The organism is Microbacterium sp. NPDC089320 (assembly GCF_040684875.1).
Taxonomy (GTDB): Bacteria; Actinomycetota; Actinomycetes; order Actinomycetales; family Microbacteriaceae; genus Microbacterium.
This window is the reverse complement of record NZ_JBFBGY010000001.1, coordinates 770538-788189: the sequence shown is the minus strand read 5'-3', so window position 1 is coordinate 788189 and position 17652 is coordinate 770538. Positions and strand designations below refer to the sequence as shown.

General features: G+C 70.4%; 14 protein-coding genes. 10 read left to right on the top strand and 4 right to left on the bottom strand.

Annotation, left to right across the window (positions count from 1 at the left end; all coding sequences use genetic code 11):
- Positions 1–34: 34 nt before the first annotated feature.
- Both AB0N61_RS03910 and AB0N61_RS03905 read left to right on the top strand, forming a co-directional pair.
- The gene (locus AB0N61_RS03910) at positions 35–1090 is read left to right on the top strand and encodes a 2-hydroxyacid dehydrogenase (protein WP_363361874.1); all 1056 of its coding nucleotides are present in this window, start codon (positions 35–37) and stop codon (positions 1088–1090) included.
- Complete coding sequence (locus tag AB0N61_RS03905; protein ID WP_363361872.1) at positions 1087–2502, top strand: FGGY family carbohydrate kinase; 1416 nt, start codon at positions 1087–1089, stop codon at positions 2500–2502. Before AB0N61_RS03910 ends, AB0N61_RS03905 begins: the two co-directional genes overlap by 4 nt.
- Positions 2503–2523: 21 nt before the next feature.
- Here the strand turns inward: AB0N61_RS03905 and AB0N61_RS03900 are convergent, their stop codons facing one another.
- Positions 2524–3126 (bottom strand): TetR family transcriptional regulator, encoded by a 603-nt coding sequence (locus AB0N61_RS03900; protein ID WP_363361870.1) that lies wholly within the window; start codon positions 3124–3126, stop codon positions 2524–2526.
- Positions 3127–3161: 35 nt separating this feature from the next.
- On the opposite strand from AB0N61_RS03900, the gene AB0N61_RS03895 reads away from it, so the two are divergent.
- On the top strand, positions 3162–4631 hold the full coding sequence (locus AB0N61_RS03895; protein ID WP_363361868.1) for an MFS transporter: 1470 nt from the start codon (positions 3162–3164) through the stop codon (positions 4629–4631).
- Positions 4632–4682: 51 nt separating this feature from the next.
- A complete protein-coding gene (locus AB0N61_RS03890) occupies positions 4683–6065 on the top strand; it encodes a glycoside hydrolase family 30 beta sandwich domain-containing protein (protein WP_363361865.1) in 1383 nt (460 codons plus the stop codon).
- A gap of 40 nt (positions 6066–6105) precedes the next feature.
- Here AB0N61_RS03890 and AB0N61_RS03885 read toward each other — a convergent pair whose 3' ends face one another.
- On the bottom strand, positions 6106–7752 hold the full coding sequence (locus tag AB0N61_RS03885; protein ID WP_363361864.1) for a DUF5597 domain-containing protein: 1647 nt from the start codon (positions 7750–7752) through the stop codon (positions 6106–6108).
- An 85-nt stretch (positions 7753–7837) separates the two neighbouring features.
- Here AB0N61_RS03885 and AB0N61_RS03880 point away from each other — a divergent pair, with 85 nt between their 5' ends.
- The 5 genes from AB0N61_RS03880 to AB0N61_RS03860 all read left to right on the top strand — a co-directional run bounded on the left by AB0N61_RS03880 (position 7838) and on the right by AB0N61_RS03860 (position 14350).
- Complete coding sequence (locus AB0N61_RS03880; RefSeq protein WP_363362046.1) at positions 7838–8833, top strand: LacI family DNA-binding transcriptional regulator; 996 nt, start codon at positions 7838–7840, stop codon at positions 8831–8833.
- A 132-nt stretch (positions 8834–8965) separates the two neighbouring features.
- The gene (locus AB0N61_RS03875; RefSeq protein WP_363361862.1) at positions 8966–11071 is read left to right on the top strand and encodes a beta-galactosidase; all 2106 of its coding nucleotides are present in this window, start codon (positions 8966–8968) and stop codon (positions 11069–11071) included.
- A gap of 67 nt (positions 11072–11138) precedes the next feature.
- Positions 11139–12449, top strand: a complete 1311-nt coding sequence (locus AB0N61_RS03870) for an extracellular solute-binding protein (protein WP_363361861.1) — start codon at positions 11139–11141, stop codon at positions 12447–12449.
- A 55-nt stretch (positions 12450–12504) separates the two neighbouring features.
- On the top strand, positions 12505–13410 hold the full coding sequence (locus tag AB0N61_RS03865; protein ID WP_363361860.1) for a sugar ABC transporter permease: 906 nt from the start codon (positions 12505–12507) through the stop codon (positions 13408–13410).
- Between the two features lies 1 nt (position 13411).
- Positions 13412–14350 carry a carbohydrate ABC transporter permease gene (locus AB0N61_RS03860; protein ID WP_363361859.1) on the top strand — a complete coding sequence of 313 codons (939 nt, stop codon included), beginning with the start codon at positions 13412–13414 and terminating at the stop codon, positions 14348–14350.
- Between the two features lie 39 nt (positions 14351–14389).
- Here the strand turns inward: AB0N61_RS03860 and AB0N61_RS03855 are convergent, their stop codons facing one another.
- Together AB0N61_RS03855 and AB0N61_RS03850 are read right to left on the bottom strand one after the other, a co-directional pair.
- The gene (locus AB0N61_RS03855) at positions 14390–15166 is read right to left on the bottom strand and encodes an IclR family transcriptional regulator (RefSeq protein WP_363361858.1); all 777 of its coding nucleotides are present in this window, start codon (positions 15164–15166) and stop codon (positions 14390–14392) included.
- A gap of 9 nt (positions 15167–15175) precedes the next feature.
- On the bottom strand, positions 15176–15850 hold the full coding sequence (locus AB0N61_RS03850) for an SDR family NAD(P)-dependent oxidoreductase (protein WP_363361857.1): 675 nt from the start codon (positions 15848–15850) through the stop codon (positions 15176–15178).
- Positions 15851–15934: 84 nt separating this feature from the next.
- Here AB0N61_RS03850 and AB0N61_RS03845 point away from each other — a divergent pair, with 84 nt between their 5' ends.
- Positions 15935–17650, top strand: a complete 1716-nt coding sequence (locus AB0N61_RS03845) for an IlvD/Edd family dehydratase (protein ID WP_363361856.1) — start codon at positions 15935–15937, stop codon at positions 17648–17650.
- Positions 17651–17652 lie beyond the last annotated feature (2 nt).

The following is a 17652-nucleotide window of genomic DNA, read 5'->3' as shown; positions in this document are numbered from 1 at the left end:
ACGCGACAGGTGTCGCGACGGAAGGACCCGCATCATGATCCGAGTGCTCGCCGCCGGCGACCGCTTCATCCGCTCCTCGCTGCTGCGCTCCGAGCTCGAGCGGGCGGTGCCCGAGGGACTCGACATCGCCGAGATGGAGTTCTCCTGGCCCGACACCCCGTTCGGCCGTGTCGCCGAGGTCGATGAGGCCTCAGGCAGCGAGGAGCAGCTCATCGAGGCGCTGCGAGGCTCGACGGCGATCCTCACCCAGCTGGCGCCGCTCACCGAGCGGGTCATGGATGCCGTCCCCGAGCTGCGCTTCATCGGCGTCTCACGCGGCGGCCCCACGAACATCAACGTCGACGCGGCACGCGAGCGCGGCATCCAGGTGGCGAACGTCCCCGGGCGCAACGGCGTCGCCACCGCCGAGATGACCCTCGGGCTGGCGCTCGCGCTGATGCGGCGCATCCCGCTCGCGCAAAAGAGCCTGATGGACGCGACCTGGCGCGGCGACCTGTACCGCTCGGACGCCGTCGGTCGCGAGGTCGCAGGCTCCGTCATCGGCCTCCTCGGCGCGGGCGCGGTGGGCTCGCACGTCGCCCGCACCCTCGTCGCGATGGGCGCGCACGTGCTCGTCTTCGACCCCTATCTCGCCCCCGGCCGACTCGGTGAGGGCGTCGAGCAGGTCTCGTCGGCGGAGGAGGTCTTCCGCCGCAGCGACCTCGTCTCGGTGCACGCCCGGCTGACGCCGGAGACCGAGCACATGGTCAACGCCGCTACGCTCGCACTCATGAAGCCCGGAGCGCTCCTGGTCAATGCGGCTCGCGGCGGTCTCGTCGACTACGACGCGGTCGCGCACGCGATCGAGTCCGGCACGCTCGGCGGGGCGGCCTTCGACGTGTACCCGCAGGAGCCCGTCGACTTCTCGCACCCGCTGTTCCGCCTCGCGGCGGAGGGCAAGGACGTCGTGGTCACCCCTCACATCGCGGGTGCCAGCCAGGAGACCGCGACCCGCGCCGCACGCGGCGTCGCCGAGGAGCTGCGCCGCTTCCTCAACGGCGAGCCCGCCATGAGCCCTCTCGCCGACGGCGCCCGAGCGGCCCTGCTGTGACCGCTGCTCTCCTGGGCATCGACGCCGGCACGAGTTCGGTGAAGGTGGTCGCGATCGATCTCGACGGACGTCGGGTCGCCGACCGCTCGGTGCCGTACCCCACGAAGACCGAGGGGGCGGGAGCGGAACAGGATGCCCGCGACTGGTGGCGCGCCCTGTGCGCGGCGCTCGCCGCGGTGCTGCCAGGGCTCGAGGTGAGTGCCGTGGCCGTCACCTCGCAGGCCCCCACGCTCGTGCCGGTGGGATCGGACGGAGAGCCGACGAGCCCGGCCCTGACCTGGCTCGACCGGCGGGCGTCCGACGAGGCCGCACGCATCGCGGAGGTCGTGCCGGACTCACGCAACGGCGCCGACCCCTTCTTCGGCACGGCCAAGCTCGCCTGGCTCGCCGCGCACCGGCCCGAGGCCCTCTCGTCGGCGTCGTGCGTGCTGTCCACTAACGGCTTCCTCCTCCGTCGTCTGGCCGCCGTCGAGGTGTTCGACGACGTCACGGCGTCGCTCATGCAGGGGTTCGACGAGGATCTCGGCGATTTCGGCCCCGCCCTGCGCGACGCCGTTCCCGCTCTGTCGATGCTGCCCCCGCTCGTCGCCTCGACCGACATCGTCGGCTCGGTGACGGCGCAGGCCGCGGCCGAGACCGGTCTGCCCGTCGGGATCCCCGTGGTCGCGGGCGGCATCGACGCGATCGGATCGGCCCTCGAGGCCGGCGTGATCTCACCCGGTGATCCTCTCGTCGACATGACCGGGTTCTCGAGCGTGACGATGCTCGCGGTGTCCCGCGGCGCCGCGGTGCCCGGCTTCATCCACTCGCGGCACTGCGTGCCCGGTACCGATCTGCTCATCACCGCGCAGGTCACCGCCGGCGCGACGGTCGACTGGGTCAACGGCCTCGATCCCGCGAACGACCTGCGTTCCGCCGAGCAGATCCTCGCGCGGCCCCGCCCGGGGCGCGTGATGATGGTGCCCAGCCTCGCCGGGGAGCGCACCCCCACCTGGAACGCGGCAGCACGCGGCGTGATCGCGGGCATCGACCTCGCCACCGACGGCACCGACCTGATGCTCGCCGCGATGGAGGGCAACGCCCTCGCCCTCGCCCGCGACATCGACGCGATGCGCGGCGCGGGCTTCGACATCGACACCCTGGTCAGCACGGGTGGAGGCGCGTCGTCCGACGCGTGGCTGCAGATCAAGGCCGACGTGCTCGGCATCCCGGTGCTGAGGCCCCGGAGCGGACACGGTGCGGCGCAGGGGGCGGCGATGCTGGCCGGTGTCGCCACCGGGCAGATCGGCGGCTTCGAGGCGCTGCGGGCGTCATCGGTCACGATCGAGGCGGAGTTCCTCCCCGATGAGCGAGCGCATGCCGCGTACGCTGACGCGAGGGACCGCTTCGCAGCGCTCTCGGCGGTGAGCTGAGCGGTCGCGCGCAGCGGGCGGTCAGGGTCGAGACGACCCTGCCGCCTCGAGCGCCTGGAAGGCGTCACGCGCCACGTCGATGAATCGGGAACGCCCCGAGGTGTCGGCGGCCCACCGTCGCCACGCGGCGTCCAGCGCACTGAGAGAGGCGGCCGCGGCGACCTCTGCGACGAGGCGGTCGCGCAGCGAGCGCTCGAGCGCGTCCGCAAGTCTCGTCTCCCGCTCGCGTCTGTCCTCCTGGAACCGCGTGCGCAGCGACGGCGTCGTCATGACCATCCGCACCCGATCGCGCACGGCGATCTGGCCGCGCTCGTTCAGCTGCCCGACAGCGGTCAGCGTGCGGGTGATCGCGACCCAGACGGACTCGCCGGCGAGGACCTCCAGGCCGTCGAACGCATCGAGCATCTGTCCGTAGCCGCCGTCGGGGGCGGTGAGCGTGCTGAGCACCGCTTCGTCCTTGCTCGCGAAGTACCGGAAGAACGTGGCCCGCGAGATGCCCAGCCGGTGCGCCACCGATTCCGCGGACACCGCGTCGAACCCCTCCGCGGCGAAGATGTCCGTCGCGGCGACGGCGAGTCGGGCGCGCAGGATGTCGCGGGACTGCGTGTGCCAGTCGGATCGCATCCGGTCAGTCTAGTAACTGATACGCTATCGCATATGTGAGATTCAGTCTCACCGCGAACAGAGGAGGCCCCGTGCTCGACGAGCGGATGGACAGCGGAACGAGTCGTACGGTGCGGGGCGGCCCGGTCATCGCGGTCCTCGCCTTCGCCGGGATGAGCGCGTCGTTCATGCAGACGATCCTCATCCCCCTCCAGTCGGACCTCGCCGGCCTGCTCAACACCGATCGCGGCCTGGCCTCCTGGGTCATCACGGTGACCCTGCTGGTCTCGGCGATCTGCACGCCCGTGGCGGGCAAGCTCGGCGACATGTACGGCAAGCGCCGTGTCGCGCTCACTCTCCTCGCCCTCCTGCTCGCAGGGTCGCTGATCTGCGCGCTGTCGTTCCACGTCGCACCGATGATCCTGGGGCGTGCGCTGCAGGGGGCGGGGATGGGAGTGATCCCCCTCGGCATCTCGCTGCTGCGCGACGTGCTGCCGCCGCATCGGCTGGGCTCCGCGATCGCCCTGGTCAGCGCCACACTCGGGGTCGGTGGGGCGATCGGCCTGCCGGTCAGCGCGATCATCGTGGAGACCCTCGACTGGCACGCGCTGTTCTGGACGGCGTCCGCGCTCAGCGTCGTCGCGGCACTGCTCGTCGCCCGGTTCGTGCCCGAGAGCGCGTCACGCACCGGAGGGCGCATCGACACCGTCGGCGTCGTCGGACTGGGCATCGGCCTGGTCGCCGTGCTCATGGCGGTCTCGAACGCGAACAACTGGGGGTGGGCGTCGCCCGCCACCGTCACCCTGCTGATCGGCGGCGCCGTCGTGCTCGGGGTCTGGGTGCTGGTCGAGCTGCGGGTGCGCAACCCCCTCGTCGATGTGCGGGTGAGCGTGCGCCCGGCCGTCCTGTTCACGAACCTCTCGTCGATCGCCATGGGATTCGCGCTCTTCGCCTCGAGCGTGGTGTTCCCGCAGCTGCTGCAGCTGCCCGTCGCCGCGGGGGGCACAGGGCTCTCGCTGCTCGACTCCAGCCTTCTGCTCATGCCCGCCGGACTCGCGATGCTCGCGATGTCCCCCGTCGCCGGGCTCATCGAGCGGAAGACCGGGCCCAAGCCGCTACTGATCGGAGGGGCGGTCGTGATCGCCGTCACCTACCTCGTCGCGGCGCTGCTCGAGCTGCAGGCCTGGCATGTGCTGGTGGTCAACACCGTGATCGGCATCGGCATCGGCCTCGGCTACGCGGCGATGCCCGCCCTGATCATGAAGGCCGTGCCCGTGCACGAGACGGGAGCGGCGAACGGGCTCAACACCCTCATGCGCTCCCTGGGCACGAGCCTCGCGTCCGCGGTCATCGCGACCGTCCTCGCCTCGACGGCGATCGGGGGAGCGGCCTCGCCCGAGGGGTTCCGCTCGGCGCTGCTGATCAGTCTCGGCGCGGCCGTCGTCAGCGCCGGCGCCGCTCTCCTCATCCCTCGCGCGCCGCGGGGTGTCGGCGCCTGGCCAGCGCTCGTCGACGGCGATCTCTGAGGGTGCGAACCCGATATCCTCGACGCACCACCGCATGAGAGAGGCCTGTTCATGACCGGATCCCGCGTCGAGTGGATCGTCAGCACGGAGGATGCGCCCTGGCGTCGGGAGACGGGGGCGGCGTTCGGATCGACGCAGACCCCGATCCCGTCGGTGTTCGTCGAGTCCGACCGCCCCGCACAGCGCATCGAGGGCTTCGGGGCCGCGTTCAGCGAACTCGGATGGCTCGCGCTCGGGCGCCTCTCGGACACGGACCGCGCTGAGGTCCTGCGCACGCTGTTCGCCCCGGGCGTGGGCGCGGGTCTCGTCATCGGCAGGACCCCCATCGGGGCGAGCGACTTCGCGCGGTCGTGGTACTCGTACGACGAGGTCGACGGAGACCTCGCGCTCGACGCGTTCAGTGTCGAGAACGACCTGGACACGCTCGTCCCGTTCATCCGGGCGGCGTCGGCCGTGCGACCGGACCTGCGTGTCTGGGCATCGCCGTGGAGTCCGCCCGCCTGGATGAAGACGAACGGGCACTATGCCGCGACGCGGCCGGCGCCGGGATCGTTCCAGACCGAGAACGGCCTGCGAGAGGATCAGCGCGGGAGCGAGGGGACCGACATGATCCGCCTCGAGGAGGACGTGCTCGACGCCTACGCGCGGTACTTCGGCCGCTACATCGACGCCTACGCGGAACAGGGCATCGCCGTCGGCATGGTGATGCCGCAGAACGAGTTCAACTCGACGCAGGTGTTCCCGAGCTGCACGTGGACTCCCGAGGGGCTCGCGCGATTCGTGCGGCACCTCGCCCCGCAGATGCGGAGCCGCGGCGTCGAGGTCTTCCTCGGCACGCTCGAGCGCGGCGACTCGGGACTGATCGACCGGATGCTCGAGGACGAGGTGGTCCGCGACGCCGTGACCGGTGTCGGCGTGCAGTGGGCCGGACGCGACGCCGCGCCCTTGCTCCATCGCGACCACCCGGGGCTGCGGATCTATCAGACCGAGCAGGAGTGTGGAGACGGCCGCAACGACTGGCGGTTCGCGCGTCACGCGTGGGCGCTGCTGCGGCACTACCTCGCGCACGGGGCCCACGCGTACTGCTACTGGAACATCGCCCTGGAAGAGCCGGGTGTGAGCACCTGGGGGTGGCCGCAGAACTCGCTGGTGTCGGTCAACGCGACGAGCGGGACGTATCGTCTCACCCCTGACTACTACGTGCTCGCCCATGCCTCGCACTTCGTCCAGGTCGAGGCCGTGGTGCTGCCGACCTACAGCCTCACCGGGTACGACGACGCGATCGCGTTCCGCAACCCCGACGGGTCGACGGTGGTCGTCATGCACAACCCGCTGTCGAGGGAGGACTCGATCAGCGTCGACCTCGGCGGCGCGACCATGACGGCCACGCTGCCCGCAGGCTCGTTCAACACCTTCCTCGTACGAGCGGAGTGACGGGCCTCCGCGGCGGGGGCCCGGGGGCACCCGGCGGGGCTCAGAAGGCGTAGAGCCGACAGGCGGTGATGCCGGAGTTCTGGCCCTCGGTGGCGATCGGGAGCCTGCCCGGTGCCGCATGGCCGCGGGCGGGGTGCATCCAGGCCGAGCCCGCCAGCGTCTCGTCGCCGTTGAGCCGCCGACCGGGACGCAGCCCGTCAGGCGAGGGGAGCAGCTCGTCGACGCTGAGGATGCCCGAGCGACGGCCGTCGCGCGGGAGCGGCTCGAGCGAGAACCCGCGGCCGACCGCGAGATAGGCGTCGTCCTCGGTCCGCACCACGAGACCGTAGCCGCCCGGCGACACCGAGGGGTCGGCGGATGCGCGGGTGGTGCGCGCGGTGAAGCGCTGACCACCGATCGCGATCTCCGCCTCGTCGTCGGCGCGGTGCAGGACGAAGCCGGCCATGTCGTCCGTCGCGGCGCGCGTGAGCGCCGGAGCGACGGCCCGGAGGAGCAGGTACGCGTCACGGAAGGCCGCCGTGTCGTCGGCCGGTCCCGAGTCGATCCCGAACGGGGAGACGCCCAGGGCGCCATGGGCGCCCAGGGCGAGGAAGGCGAGGGCCGCCCCGGCATCGTCTCTGCGCATCTCGGGGATCAGGAGCCCGCCGTAGTTCACGGCCGACCAGGCCGCGCAGATGCGGTCGACGTCGCCGACGTAGATGTCCGGGGAGAGCAGATCGAGGGCGGGGGCGAAGGTGCGCCAGACCTCCGCGACCGTCAGGACCGGCCCCCCGCTGGGATAGATCCCCGGCTCCCGCCCGCCGGTGAGGCTGTCGGCGGTGACCACGTCGTCGCCGTCGAGCCAGGCGTTGGCGAACAGCGGCACGTCGTTCTCCCGTCGGCCCGCCGCGGCGATGTGCTGTACGGCCGTCGCGTACCCCCACGCCATGAAGGCCTCGTCGGTGCGAGCCCCTGAGCCGAAGACCTCCTCCCAAGTGCCGGAGGCCCGTGCGCCGTGCTCCCTCCACGCGTGCGCGACCGGGAGCTCGGCGCCGTCCTCGAGCCGGGAGAGGAGCTCGCGGGGCACCTCGCCCGCGAACGCGGCGAGAGCGGATGCACTGCGGTCCCTGCTCGCTCCCAGCAACCCGACCTCGTTCTCGACCTGGACCATGGGCACCACGGCGGCGTCAGGGTCCCGCGTCGCGATCCGCCGCATGAGCGCACGGAAGGCCGCGGCGTCCGCCGCACGGTTCGCGGGGCTGAACGGCGTGAGGTCGTCGATGGCGAGATCCGCGTCGACGCGCACCCTCTCGAAGCGATCGGCGTCGCGTTTCACCCAGGCGGGGGCGTAGCTGGAGCGCCCGTTCTTCCAGCTGGCGAACCACAGCGGTATGACGCGGAGGCCGCGATCGCGGCCCTCCGTGAGGAGCAGGTCGACGAGTTCGAAGTCGAACTCTCCCTCCGTCGGCTCGAGGAGCTCCCACGTGACGGGCACGAGCGCGGTGTTCGCATTTAGCTCGACCGTGCGATCCAGCCCGGCGCGGAGGGCCGCGGGGGACGATCCGCTGGAGTTGTGCAGCTCCGCTCCGAGGACTAGGAACGGCCGGCCGTCGACGAGCAGCTGGCGGCGCCCCGATCGGATCTCGACCCGGGGGCGGCGTGCGCCGTGCCGCCCGGTCGGCGAGCTGTCCTCGGTGTTGACGCCCACGACGGCCTCCCTGCATGTTGTCGACAACAATGTGACCGCAACCATACAATGAGGGTTCGCTCGACGACAAGAAGGGTGCGTGCTGATGAAGCCCGCCACGATCTACGACGTCGCCCGTGTCGCGGGCGTCTCGCATCAGACCGTCACCCGCTACCTCCGTGGGTCCAACGCCGTCAGGCCGGAGACGGGCGAGCGGGTCGCGGCGGCCGTCGAGCAGCTGGACTACCGCCCCAATGCCGCAGCCCGACTGCTGCGCTCGCGACACTCGAACCGGATCGGCCTGCTGGCGGACCGGATCGACGCCAACGGCCCGGGGAGCATCCTCGCCGCCGCGAGCGCGTTCGCGCACGCGCGAGGGTACGTGCTCGACGTCGTCGTCACGGACGGCACGAGCCCCGGATCGGTGGTGTCCTCCCTTCAGGTGCTGACGGAGCATCAGGTGGCCGGCATCGTCGCGCTGGCGAACACCGAGGTCGTCGTCGCGGAGATCCGCCGACAGCAGATCGGGGTGCCGCTGGTGGTGGCGTCCGAGCTCGGGGCACAGGGCGACAGCCCGTCGACGAGCGAGCTGGCGGGCATCGTCGCCGCCGAGCACCTGCTCGAGCTGGGCCACCGGCGAGTCGGCTACCTCGCGGGGCCGGAGATGTGGCTCGCGTCCCAGGGGCGCGCGGGGGGTTTCTCGCGGGAGTTCGTCCGCGGGGGCGGCGAGGTCGCGTGGATGCTGCACGGCGATTGGACCCCCGAGTCGGGGTACGACCTCTGGAGCGGACTGGATGCCGAGCAGAAGGGCATCACGGCCGTGGCCGCGGCGAGCGACAGCATGGCGATCGGACTGATCGCGGCCGCCACCGACGAGGGCGTCGACGTGCCGTCGGAGCTGAGCGTCATCGGCACCGACGACCTGCCCGAGGTGAAGTACGTGCGTCCGAGTCTGTCGACCGTCGCCATGGACTTCGAGCAGGAGGGGCGTGTGCTGATGGACGCGCTGCTGACGTCGATCGAGGGAGTCGTCGGGGTGCCGATCGCCGCGCCGACCGCTCCCTACGTCATCGCGCGCGACTCCACGGCCCGTCGTAAGTGAAGTCGCCTTGACAGAAACGTGACCTTCGCGTGTTGCGCGGACGTTCGCGACCTGACATGCTCGACGCAATCACCAAATGTTGTCGACAACTTCGGCAATGTTGTCGACAACAGCGTCAAGGGACCTCTACGAATGGCATCCACTCCGACCTTCTCCGGCGTCCTGTTCGGGGCCGCGTACTACGCGGAGTACCAGCCAGCGCTGGACCTCGACCGTGACCTCGACCTGATGGCCGACGCCGGCTTCACGGTCATTCGGGTGGGGGAGTCGGTGTGGTCGACCTGGGAGCCGCGGGAGGGCGTGTTCGCGCTCGACTGGCTGCGGCCGGTGCTCGACGGCGCTCAGCGCCGCGGCATTGGCGTCATCCTCGGCACGCCGACCTATGCCGTCCCGCCGTGGCTCCAGCGGATGCATCCGGAGATCGCCGCCGAGGTGCGCACGGGAGAGCGGCTCGGGTGGGGGCATCGCCAGGAGATGGACCAGAGCTCGCCCGCGTACCGCTTCTACGCCGAGCGGGTGACCCGCCGCATCCTCGAGCGCTACGCGGCGCACCCGTCCGTGATCGGTTTCCAGGTCGACAACGAGCCGGGCTTCCGGATGCCGCACAACGAGAGCGTGTTCCAGCGCTTCGTCGCATGGCTGCAGAACCGCTACGGCACGGTCGAGCGGCTGAACAGCGAATGGGGACTCGTGCACTGGTCGCATCGGCTGTCGGACTGGGCCGACCTCTGGCGTCCGGACGGCAACACCCAGCCGCAGTACAACATCGAATGGCGGCGCTTCCAGGCCGGCCTCGCCGACGAGCTCATCGGGTGGCAGACGCGTCTCGTCCGCGAGTACGCGCGGCGTGACCAGTTCATCACCACCTGCCTCTCGTACTCGCGCGCGCAGGTGTCGGACGACGAGATCGTCGCCGGGCTCGACGTCGTGGCAGGCAACCCGTACTACCGCATGCAGGACGGGCTCGACATCCCGACCGCCGTGGAGGCCGAGGAGCTCTGGTGGTCGTCCGGCGTGTGGGCGCTGCACCAGTGGGGCGACCGCGCGTTCTCGTCGGCCCAGGCCCCGTACCTGGTCACCGAGACGAACGCCCAGTCGGTCGGCAACACCTCCGACAGCTTCCCCCCGTATCCCGGCCAACTGCGCCAGGCCGCCTTCGCGCTCCTGTCGCGCGGAGGGCGGATGATCGAGTACTGGCACTGGCACACGCTCCACTTCGGCACGGAGACCTACTGGGGAGGCGTGCTGCCGCACAGCGGCAAGCCCGGACGGATCTATCGCGAGGTGGCCGCGCTCGGCGCCGACATCCGCGGCATCGGCGACCTCCTCGACGGGTACGAGCCGGATTCCGACGTGCTGATGGTCTACTCGACCGACACGAAGTGGGCGTTCGAGTTCGATCCGCCCCTGCGTAAGGCGACGGGCGGGCCGGACGACCGGGCGTACGCGACGATCTTCGACGCGTTCTACCGGGGACTGTTCGACGCGGGAGTGCAGACGCGGATCCGCCACACGCGCCAGCTGCAGGACATCCCCGTCGCCGAGCTGGTCGCCCGGCATCCGATCATGGTCGTCCCCGCTCTGTACATCGCCGATGACCAGGTGCTCGAGACGCTCGCGGCCTACGCGGAGCAGGGCGGGCACCTCGTGCTCGGCATCCGCTCGGGGTACGGCGACCACCTCGCGCGTGCGCGGGCCGAGGAGGCGCCGGCTCGGCTGACGTCCGCGGCGGGCATCTCGTACGAGGAGTCGTCGACCCTCACGGCCGAGCTGGGCGTGACGGGCAGCGACGGCTTCGTCGCGGCGCCGGGAGCCGCCGGCCGGGAATGGATGGACGTCCTCCAGGTGTCGGATGCCGACGTGATCGCGGAGTACGCCGTCAACGAGCTCGGGTCCAGGGCCGCCGTCACGACGCGAGCGCACGGGAGAGGCCGCGTCACCTACGTCGGCACGGTGCCGAACACCGAGCTCGCCCGGGCCGTCGGCGCGTGGCTCGTGCCCGACACGGCGCGCCAGCGCTGGGCCGCGGACGAGGCGACGACCGTCGTCACCGGTCGCACCGGCGACCGCGAGGTGAGCTTCGTCGCGAACTGGTCGGGGGAACGCGCGACGGTCTCGCCCCCGGGCGATGTGCGCGACGTCCTCACCGGAGAGCTGCACTCCTCGGGTGCCCCCCTACTCCTCGAACCGCGGGCCGCCCTGCTGTTCGAGGCCTCCTCCGACCGCCCGGTCGGATGAGCCAGCCAGAGAGACACGGAAAGAGAAGATGAGAACCCGTCACACAGCAATGGCGCTGGGAGCGCTCGTGGCTTCGGCCGCAATCGTTCTCAGCGGATGCAGCGGCCCCGACGCCGGGTCGCAGAAGCCCACCGGTCCCGTCAGCCAGGAGGACATCGACAAGGCGATGTCCACCCCGACCACGCTCGTCTACTGGTCGTGGGTGGACGGCGTGCAGGAGTCGGTCGACATGTTCGAGGAGAAGTACCCGGCGATCGAGGTCGAGGTGGTCAACGTCGGCTCCGGTGCCGACGAGTACACCAAGCTGCGCGCCGCCCTGAAGTCCGGCAAGGGATTCCCGGACGTCTTCATGCTCGGCTACGACTACATCGGGTCGTTCCGGCAGACCGACAGCCTGCTGGATCTCACGCCGTACGGCGGCGCGGACCTCGCCGACCTCTTCACCGAGGCGACCTGGAACCAGGTCGCCGACGACAAGGGCGTCTGGGCGGTGCCGCAGGACTCGGGCCCCCTCGGCACCCTGTACCGTGCGGACATCTTCGAGGCCGCGGGCCTCACCGAGGCCCCGGCCACCTGGGACGAGTACGCCGTCGCCGCGCAGACCATCAAGGACACGACCGGGTCGTACATCACGAACCTGCCCGGGAACGACATGCCCCAGATCATCGGATACTTCTGGCAGGCCGGGGTGAAGCCCTTCTCGTACGACGGCGGCACCGAGGTCGGGATCGACCTCAACTCCGACGGGGCGAAGGAGGTCATCGGCTACTGGCAGGACCTCGTGCAGAACGACCTCGTCTCCGTCGTCCCCGACTTCACGGACGAGTTCTACCAGGGGCTCTCTCGCGGATCGTTCGCCAGCTGGGTGGTGCCGGCCTGGGGCCCGCAGTTCCTGCAGGGCACGGTCGCGGACACCGCCGGGCTGTGGCAGGCCGCGGGCGTGCCGCAGTGGGAAGCGGGGGAGAACATCTCAGGGAACTGGGGCGGATCGTCCAACGCGGTCACGGCGCTGACCGAGAACCCGATCGCGGCCTACGAGCTGGCGTCGTTCGTCAACAGCGACCCCGCCTCGACCCTGCACCTCGCCACCGAGGCCTCGCTGTTCCCCGTGACGATCGAGACGCTCGAATCGCCGGAGTTCACCGACGCGAAGAGCGACTTTTTCGCCGGCCAGCAGGTTAACAAGCTGTACTCCGAGATCGCCACCACGGTCGACCCCGAGTTCGAGTTCGTGCCGTTCATGGACTACGTCAACACCTCGTTCAACGAGACCGTCGGCACCGCGATCACCGAGCGCGGCGACATGCTCGCCGCTCTCGACGACTGGCAGGACAAGGTCGTCTCGTACGCCGAGCAGCAGGGCTTCACCGTCAAGTAGCGCCCAGACCGCCCGGGGCGCGCGCCCCGGGCGGTCGACCACCCGGAGAGAGACCATGAGCACCACACTCAGCGCGCGGCGACGCCAGCGTCTGCACGCGCCACAGACCAGGGCCGCCTGGCTGCTCGTCATCCCGTTCCTCGTCGTGTTCCTGGCGATGTTCGTGGTTCCGCTGCTCTACGCGGCGTACCTGAGCCTGTTCACGTCGCAGCTCGTCGGGGGCTCGGTGTTCAGCGGCTTCGCCAACTACGCCCGCGCCCTCCAGGACCCGAGCTTCTGGTCGGGTCTCGGCACCGTGTCGCTGTTCCTGTTCATCCAGGTGCCGATCGGTCTCGCGCTGTCGGTCTTCTTCGCCCTCGCCCTCGACAGCGGGCGCGTGCGCGGCGGCAAGTGGGCGAGACTGCTCATCTTCGTGCCGTACGCCGTGCCGAGCGTCGTCGCGACGCTCATGTGGGGCTACCTCTACGGCAACAACTTCGGGCTGATCACCCAGGTGTTCGAGGCGATCGGCCTCCCCGGCCCGGAACTCCTCTCGGCGGGCAACATCACCGGCTCGACGATGAACATCCTGATCTGGGAATTCGTCGGCTACAACATGATCGTGCTGTACGCCGCCCTGCGCTCGATCCCGACCGACCTCTACGAGGCGGCGGAGCTCGACGGCGCCGGCCAGTGGCGCATCGCGTGGAGTATCAAGCTCCCCGCCCTCCGGCCCGCGATCACCCTCGTCGTGATCTTCTCGATCATCGGATCGTTCCAGCTGTTCAACGAGCCGAACCTGCTGTTCACGCTCGCGCCGAACGCCATCGGCTCGGACTTCACCCCCAACCTCTACGCCTACAACCTCGCCTTCAAGAACCAGGACGTCAACTACGCCGCGGCGATCGCGTTCCTGCTCGGCCTGGCCATCGCGATCCTGTCGTTCATCGTGCAGACCCGCGCGGCGCGGAAGGAGAACTGACATGGCGCTCGACACCCGCTTCCCCGACGCGACGCTCGACACGGTGACCGCGACGGTCCCGGAACGAGCCCGTCGGCGGCGACGCAGCGGCGCAGGCCGTCGCCGCAGCACCGTCCTCACGGTGCTGATGTGGACCTCCGTGTTCTACTTCGTCGTCCCCCTCGTCTGGCTCGCGCTCTCGACGACGAAGAACAACAGCGACCTCTTCGCCACGTTCGGGCTCTGGATCGGCACGTCGTTCGAGTTCTTCACCAACCTGGAGAACCTGGCGACGTTCCAGGACGGCGTCTTCTGGCGGTGGATGGTCAACACCGTGCTCTACGCGGGGGTGAGCGCCGTCGGCTCCGCGCTGTTGGCGACGGCCTGCGGCTACGCGCTGGCGAAGTACCGGTTCGCCGGACGCCGAGCCGTCGTGGCCGTCATCATGGGATCGATCATGGTCCCGGTGACGGCGCTGGCCCTGCCCACGTATCTCGTGTTCGCGGCGGCCAACCTCACCGACACCCCGTGGGCGATCATCCTGCCGTCCCTGATCAGCCCGTTCGGCGTCTTCCTCATGATGGTCTACGCGGCCGACTCCGTCGACGACAGCCTGCTGGAGGCCGCTCGCATCGACGGCTCGGGCGAGCTGCGCACCTTCGCGACGATCTCCCTGAAGCTGATGGCGCCGGGGTTCGTCACGGTGCTGCTGTTCCAACTCGTCGCGACCTGGAACAACTACTTCCTCCCGCTGATCATGCTCAACACCCCCGCGCTCTACCCGGTGACCGTCGGCCTCGCGCAGTGGCAGGCGAACGCCTCGGCCGGCGGCGGAGCACAGGTGCTCTTCTCCACCGTGCTGACGGGGGCATTCGTCTCGATCATCCCGCTCGTCGTAGCGTTCCTGTTCCTCCAGCGGTACTGGGTGTCGGGTCTGGCGACGGGCGGCGTCAAGGGGTGAGGGGGGACTCCTCGGGGCGCACGCGGAGTCCCGAGGACGTCACGCGGCGTCGCCGCCCGCGATCAGGCGGATGGCGGGGAGCGCGTCGACGAGGGTCGTCAGCGGCGTGCGGAACGTGAGCGCGCTGATGCTGAGGCCCCCCGGCGTGCTCCGCGGGGCCAGGGGGGTCGCGGGGGCCGGGACGGCGAGGCAGGCGACACCCGCCTCGTTCTCCTCGTCCTCGACGGCGAACCCCTGCTCGCGGATGGTGCCGAGCTCCCGCCAGAGCTCGTCCGGGTCCACGATGGTCCGCGGCGTCCGCCGTTCCAGCGGCGCGGTGCCGAGCACCGAGTCCAGCTCGCCGCGGGACGCGACGGTGCGGCTCAGCAGCAGTTTGCCGACGGCCGTGCTGTGGGCCGGGTTGCGACCGCCGATGATCGAGGTGAGGCGCACGGCTCCCACGGGAGGGTCAGTCTTGGCGCGATACACCACATGGGCGCCGTCGAGCACGGCATAGTGCGCGGTCTCGGAGAACCGCTCCGACAGCTTCTCGAGGATCGGCGTCATCAGGGCGGTGTCCGGCCGCGCCGCGTGGTGGGCGAAGGCGAGACGGAGGAACCCGTCGCCGAGGATGTAGTGCCCCCTGCTGACGCGTGCGGCCAGTCCCGCACGGCACAGCGAGTCCAGAGCCCGGTGCACACTCGGCTTCGGCATGCCCATGGCCGAGGAGATGTCGTCGAGAGACGCTCCCGCGTGATGCGCACCGAGCTCGAGCAGCACCGCGAGCACGCGGTCGGTGCCGGCGAGGCGCTCGCCGTCAGGTGCGGGCTCCGTCACGTCGTCCTCCTAGTAGGTGGCGCGCCCACCGCTGATGTCGTAGACCGCGCCGGTCGAGAACGATACCCGCTCGGAGGCGAGCCAGGCGACGAGCTCGGCGACCTCGGACGCCTCGCCGACGCGTCGCATCGGGATCAGGCCGGTGATGTGCGCGAGCACGTCGGGGGCGGTCGTCGCGTTCATGGGCGTGGCGATCACCGCCGGGGCGATCGCGTTCACGAGTACTCCCGATGTCGCGAGCTCCTTGCCGGCGGACTTCGTCAACGCGATCACCGCCGCCTTCGAGGCCGAGTAGGCCGCGAGATCGGGATTGCCGTCCTTGCCCGCCATGCTCGCGAAGTTCACCACGCGCCCCCAGCCGTTGGCGACCATCCCCGGGACGAAGGCCTGCATGGCGAGGACCGTGCCCACGACGTTGACGCCGAGCGTGAGTCGCCAGTCGTCGACGCGCGTGTCGAGCAGGGGCTCGTTCGGGCCGACGATCCCGGCCGAGTTGATGAGGATGTCGACGGGGCCGACACGGCGGGCGAGCTCCTGCATGCCGCCCTCGTCCGTGATGTCGACCTGCTCGTCGGCGCCGTCGCTGCGATCGACGGTGATGACCTCGACGCCGTCGTCCCGCAGTCTCTCGGCGGTCGCGGCACCGAGGCCGCTCGCTCCTCCCGTGACGATCGCGCGTCGCATGCATCCTCCTCGTTCGCCGGCCACCGGCCTTGGGCTATGCTAGCTGTAATTTCATTTTATAGATCTCTTTTCCGAAAGATGAAAATGTCGACACTGCGAAGTTCAGAGTGGTACTCGGGTGACGACCGCAATGCCTACATCCACCGGGCGTGGATGAGGCGCGGTACGCCGGACAGTGCGTTCCGCGGGCGTCCCCAGATCGCGATCGCCAACACGGCGTCGGATCTCACGCCGTGCAACTCCCACCTCGACGAGGTCGCGCAGTCGGTGAGGAACGGGATCTACGAGGCAGGGGGGATCCCGCTCGAGCTGCCGGTGGTCTCGCTGGGCGAGACGCAGGTGCGACCCACCGCGATGCTGTGGCGCAACATGGCGGCCATGGCGACGGAGGAGATGCTCCGTGCCAACCCCATCGACGGCGTCGTGCTGCTCGGCGGGTGCGACAAGACGATCCCCTCGCTTCTCATGGCTGCCGCATCCGTCGATCTGCCCGCCGTCGTCGTGCCGGGGGGCCCGATGCTGACCGGACATTTCCGCAATGAAGCACTCGGGTGCGGCACGGACGTCTGGCGTCTGTCGGAGGAGACGCGAGCGGGCACGCTGAGCGAGGCGATGTTCCTCAAGAGCGAGTCCTCGATGATCCGCAGCAAGGGGCACTGCAACACGATGGGCACCGCCTCGACCATGGCCCTCGTCGCCGAGGCGCTCGGCACGATCATCCCCGGCCTCGCGGGCACGCCCGCACCGGACGCCCGCCTGCTCGAGGCCGCCCACGAGACCGGCCGGCTCGCCGTGACGCTCGTCGAGGAGGACCGGCGCCTGTCGACCTTCCTCACGGCCGCGAACTTCCACAACGCCATCGTGGCGCTCGCCGCGATCGGCGGCTCGACCAACGCCGTGGTCCACCTGCTGGCGATCGCCGGACGCCTCGGCATCGACCTCACGATCGACGACTTCGACCGCATCGGCGCGCAGGTGCCCCTCCTGGTCAACCTGCAGCCGGCCGGCCGATACCTCATGGACGACCTGTACCGGGCGGGCGGGTTCCTCGCGGTCATGCGCGAGGTGCGCGACCTCCTCGACCCCAGCGCGCTGACGATCACCGGCCAGCCGTTCGTCGACTACCTGGCGGACGCGCAGATCTGGGACGCCGACGTCATCACCCCCAGGGACAGGCCGCTGCAGCCCGCCGCCGGGATCACCGTGCTGCGCGGATCGCTGGCGCCCGGAGGCGCGATCATCAAGCCGGCGGCGGCGTCGCCGCACCTGCTCAAGCACCGCGGCCGAGCCGTCGTCTTCGACTCGATCGAGGACTTCCACGAGCGGATCGACGATCCCGAGCTGGACATCGACGAGAACTCGGTGATGGTGCTGCGAGGATGCGGCCCCAAGGGGTACCCCGGGATGCCCGAGGTGTCGAACATGCCGCTTCCGACGAAGCTGCTCGAGAAGGGCGTCCGCGACATGGTCCGCATCTGCGACGGACGGATGTCGGGGACGGCGTACGGCACCGTCATCCTGCACGTCACCCCGGAGGCCGCGGCGGGCGGTCCGCTCGCGCTCGCGCAGACCGGCGACTGGATCAGCCTGGACGTGCGCGCGGGCAGGCTCGACCTCGACGTGCCCGCGGAGGAGCTCGAGGCGCGGGTGCCGAACGCGGCGACGGTCGAGGGGTTCGCCGACCCCCGGCGTGGGTGGGAACGGCTCTACGTCGACCACGTGCTGCAGGCCGATCGCGGGGCCGACCTGGACTTCCTGGTGGGTTCCTCCGGATCCGCCGTCTCGCGGGAATCGCACTGAGG

What these genes read in the sequence shown, in the direction of transcription:
- AB0N61_RS03910 (WP_363361874.1), top strand. Translation starts at nt 35, where the DNA reads ATGATCCGAGTGCTCGCCGCCGGCGACCGCTTCATCCGCTCCTCGCTG.
- AB0N61_RS03900 (WP_363361870.1), bottom strand. Translation starts at nt 3,126, where the DNA reads ATGCGATCCGACTGGCACACGCAGTCCCGCGACATCCTGCGCGCCCGA.
- AB0N61_RS03890 (WP_363361865.1), top strand. Translation starts at nt 4,683, where the DNA reads ATGACCGGATCCCGCGTCGAGTGGATCGTCAGCACGGAGGATGCGCCC.
- AB0N61_RS03880 (WP_363362046.1), top strand. Translation starts at nt 7,838, where the DNA reads ATGAAGCCCGCCACGATCTACGACGTCGCCCGTGTCGCGGGCGTCTCG.
- AB0N61_RS03875 (WP_363361862.1), top strand. Translation starts at nt 8,966, where the DNA reads ATGGCATCCACTCCGACCTTCTCCGGCGTCCTGTTCGGGGCCGCGTAC.
- AB0N61_RS03865 (WP_363361860.1), top strand. Translation starts at nt 12,505, where the DNA reads ATGAGCACCACACTCAGCGCGCGGCGACGCCAGCGTCTGCACGCGCCA.
- AB0N61_RS03860 (WP_363361859.1), top strand. Translation starts at nt 13,412, where the DNA reads ATGGCGCTCGACACCCGCTTCCCCGACGCGACGCTCGACACGGTGACC.
- AB0N61_RS03850 (WP_363361857.1), bottom strand. Translation starts at nt 15,850, where the DNA reads ATGCGACGCGCGATCGTCACGGGAGGAGCGAGCGGCCTCGGTGCCGCG.
- AB0N61_RS03845 (WP_363361856.1), top strand. Translation starts at nt 15,935, where the DNA reads ATGTCGACACTGCGAAGTTCAGAGTGGTACTCGGGTGACGACCGCAAT.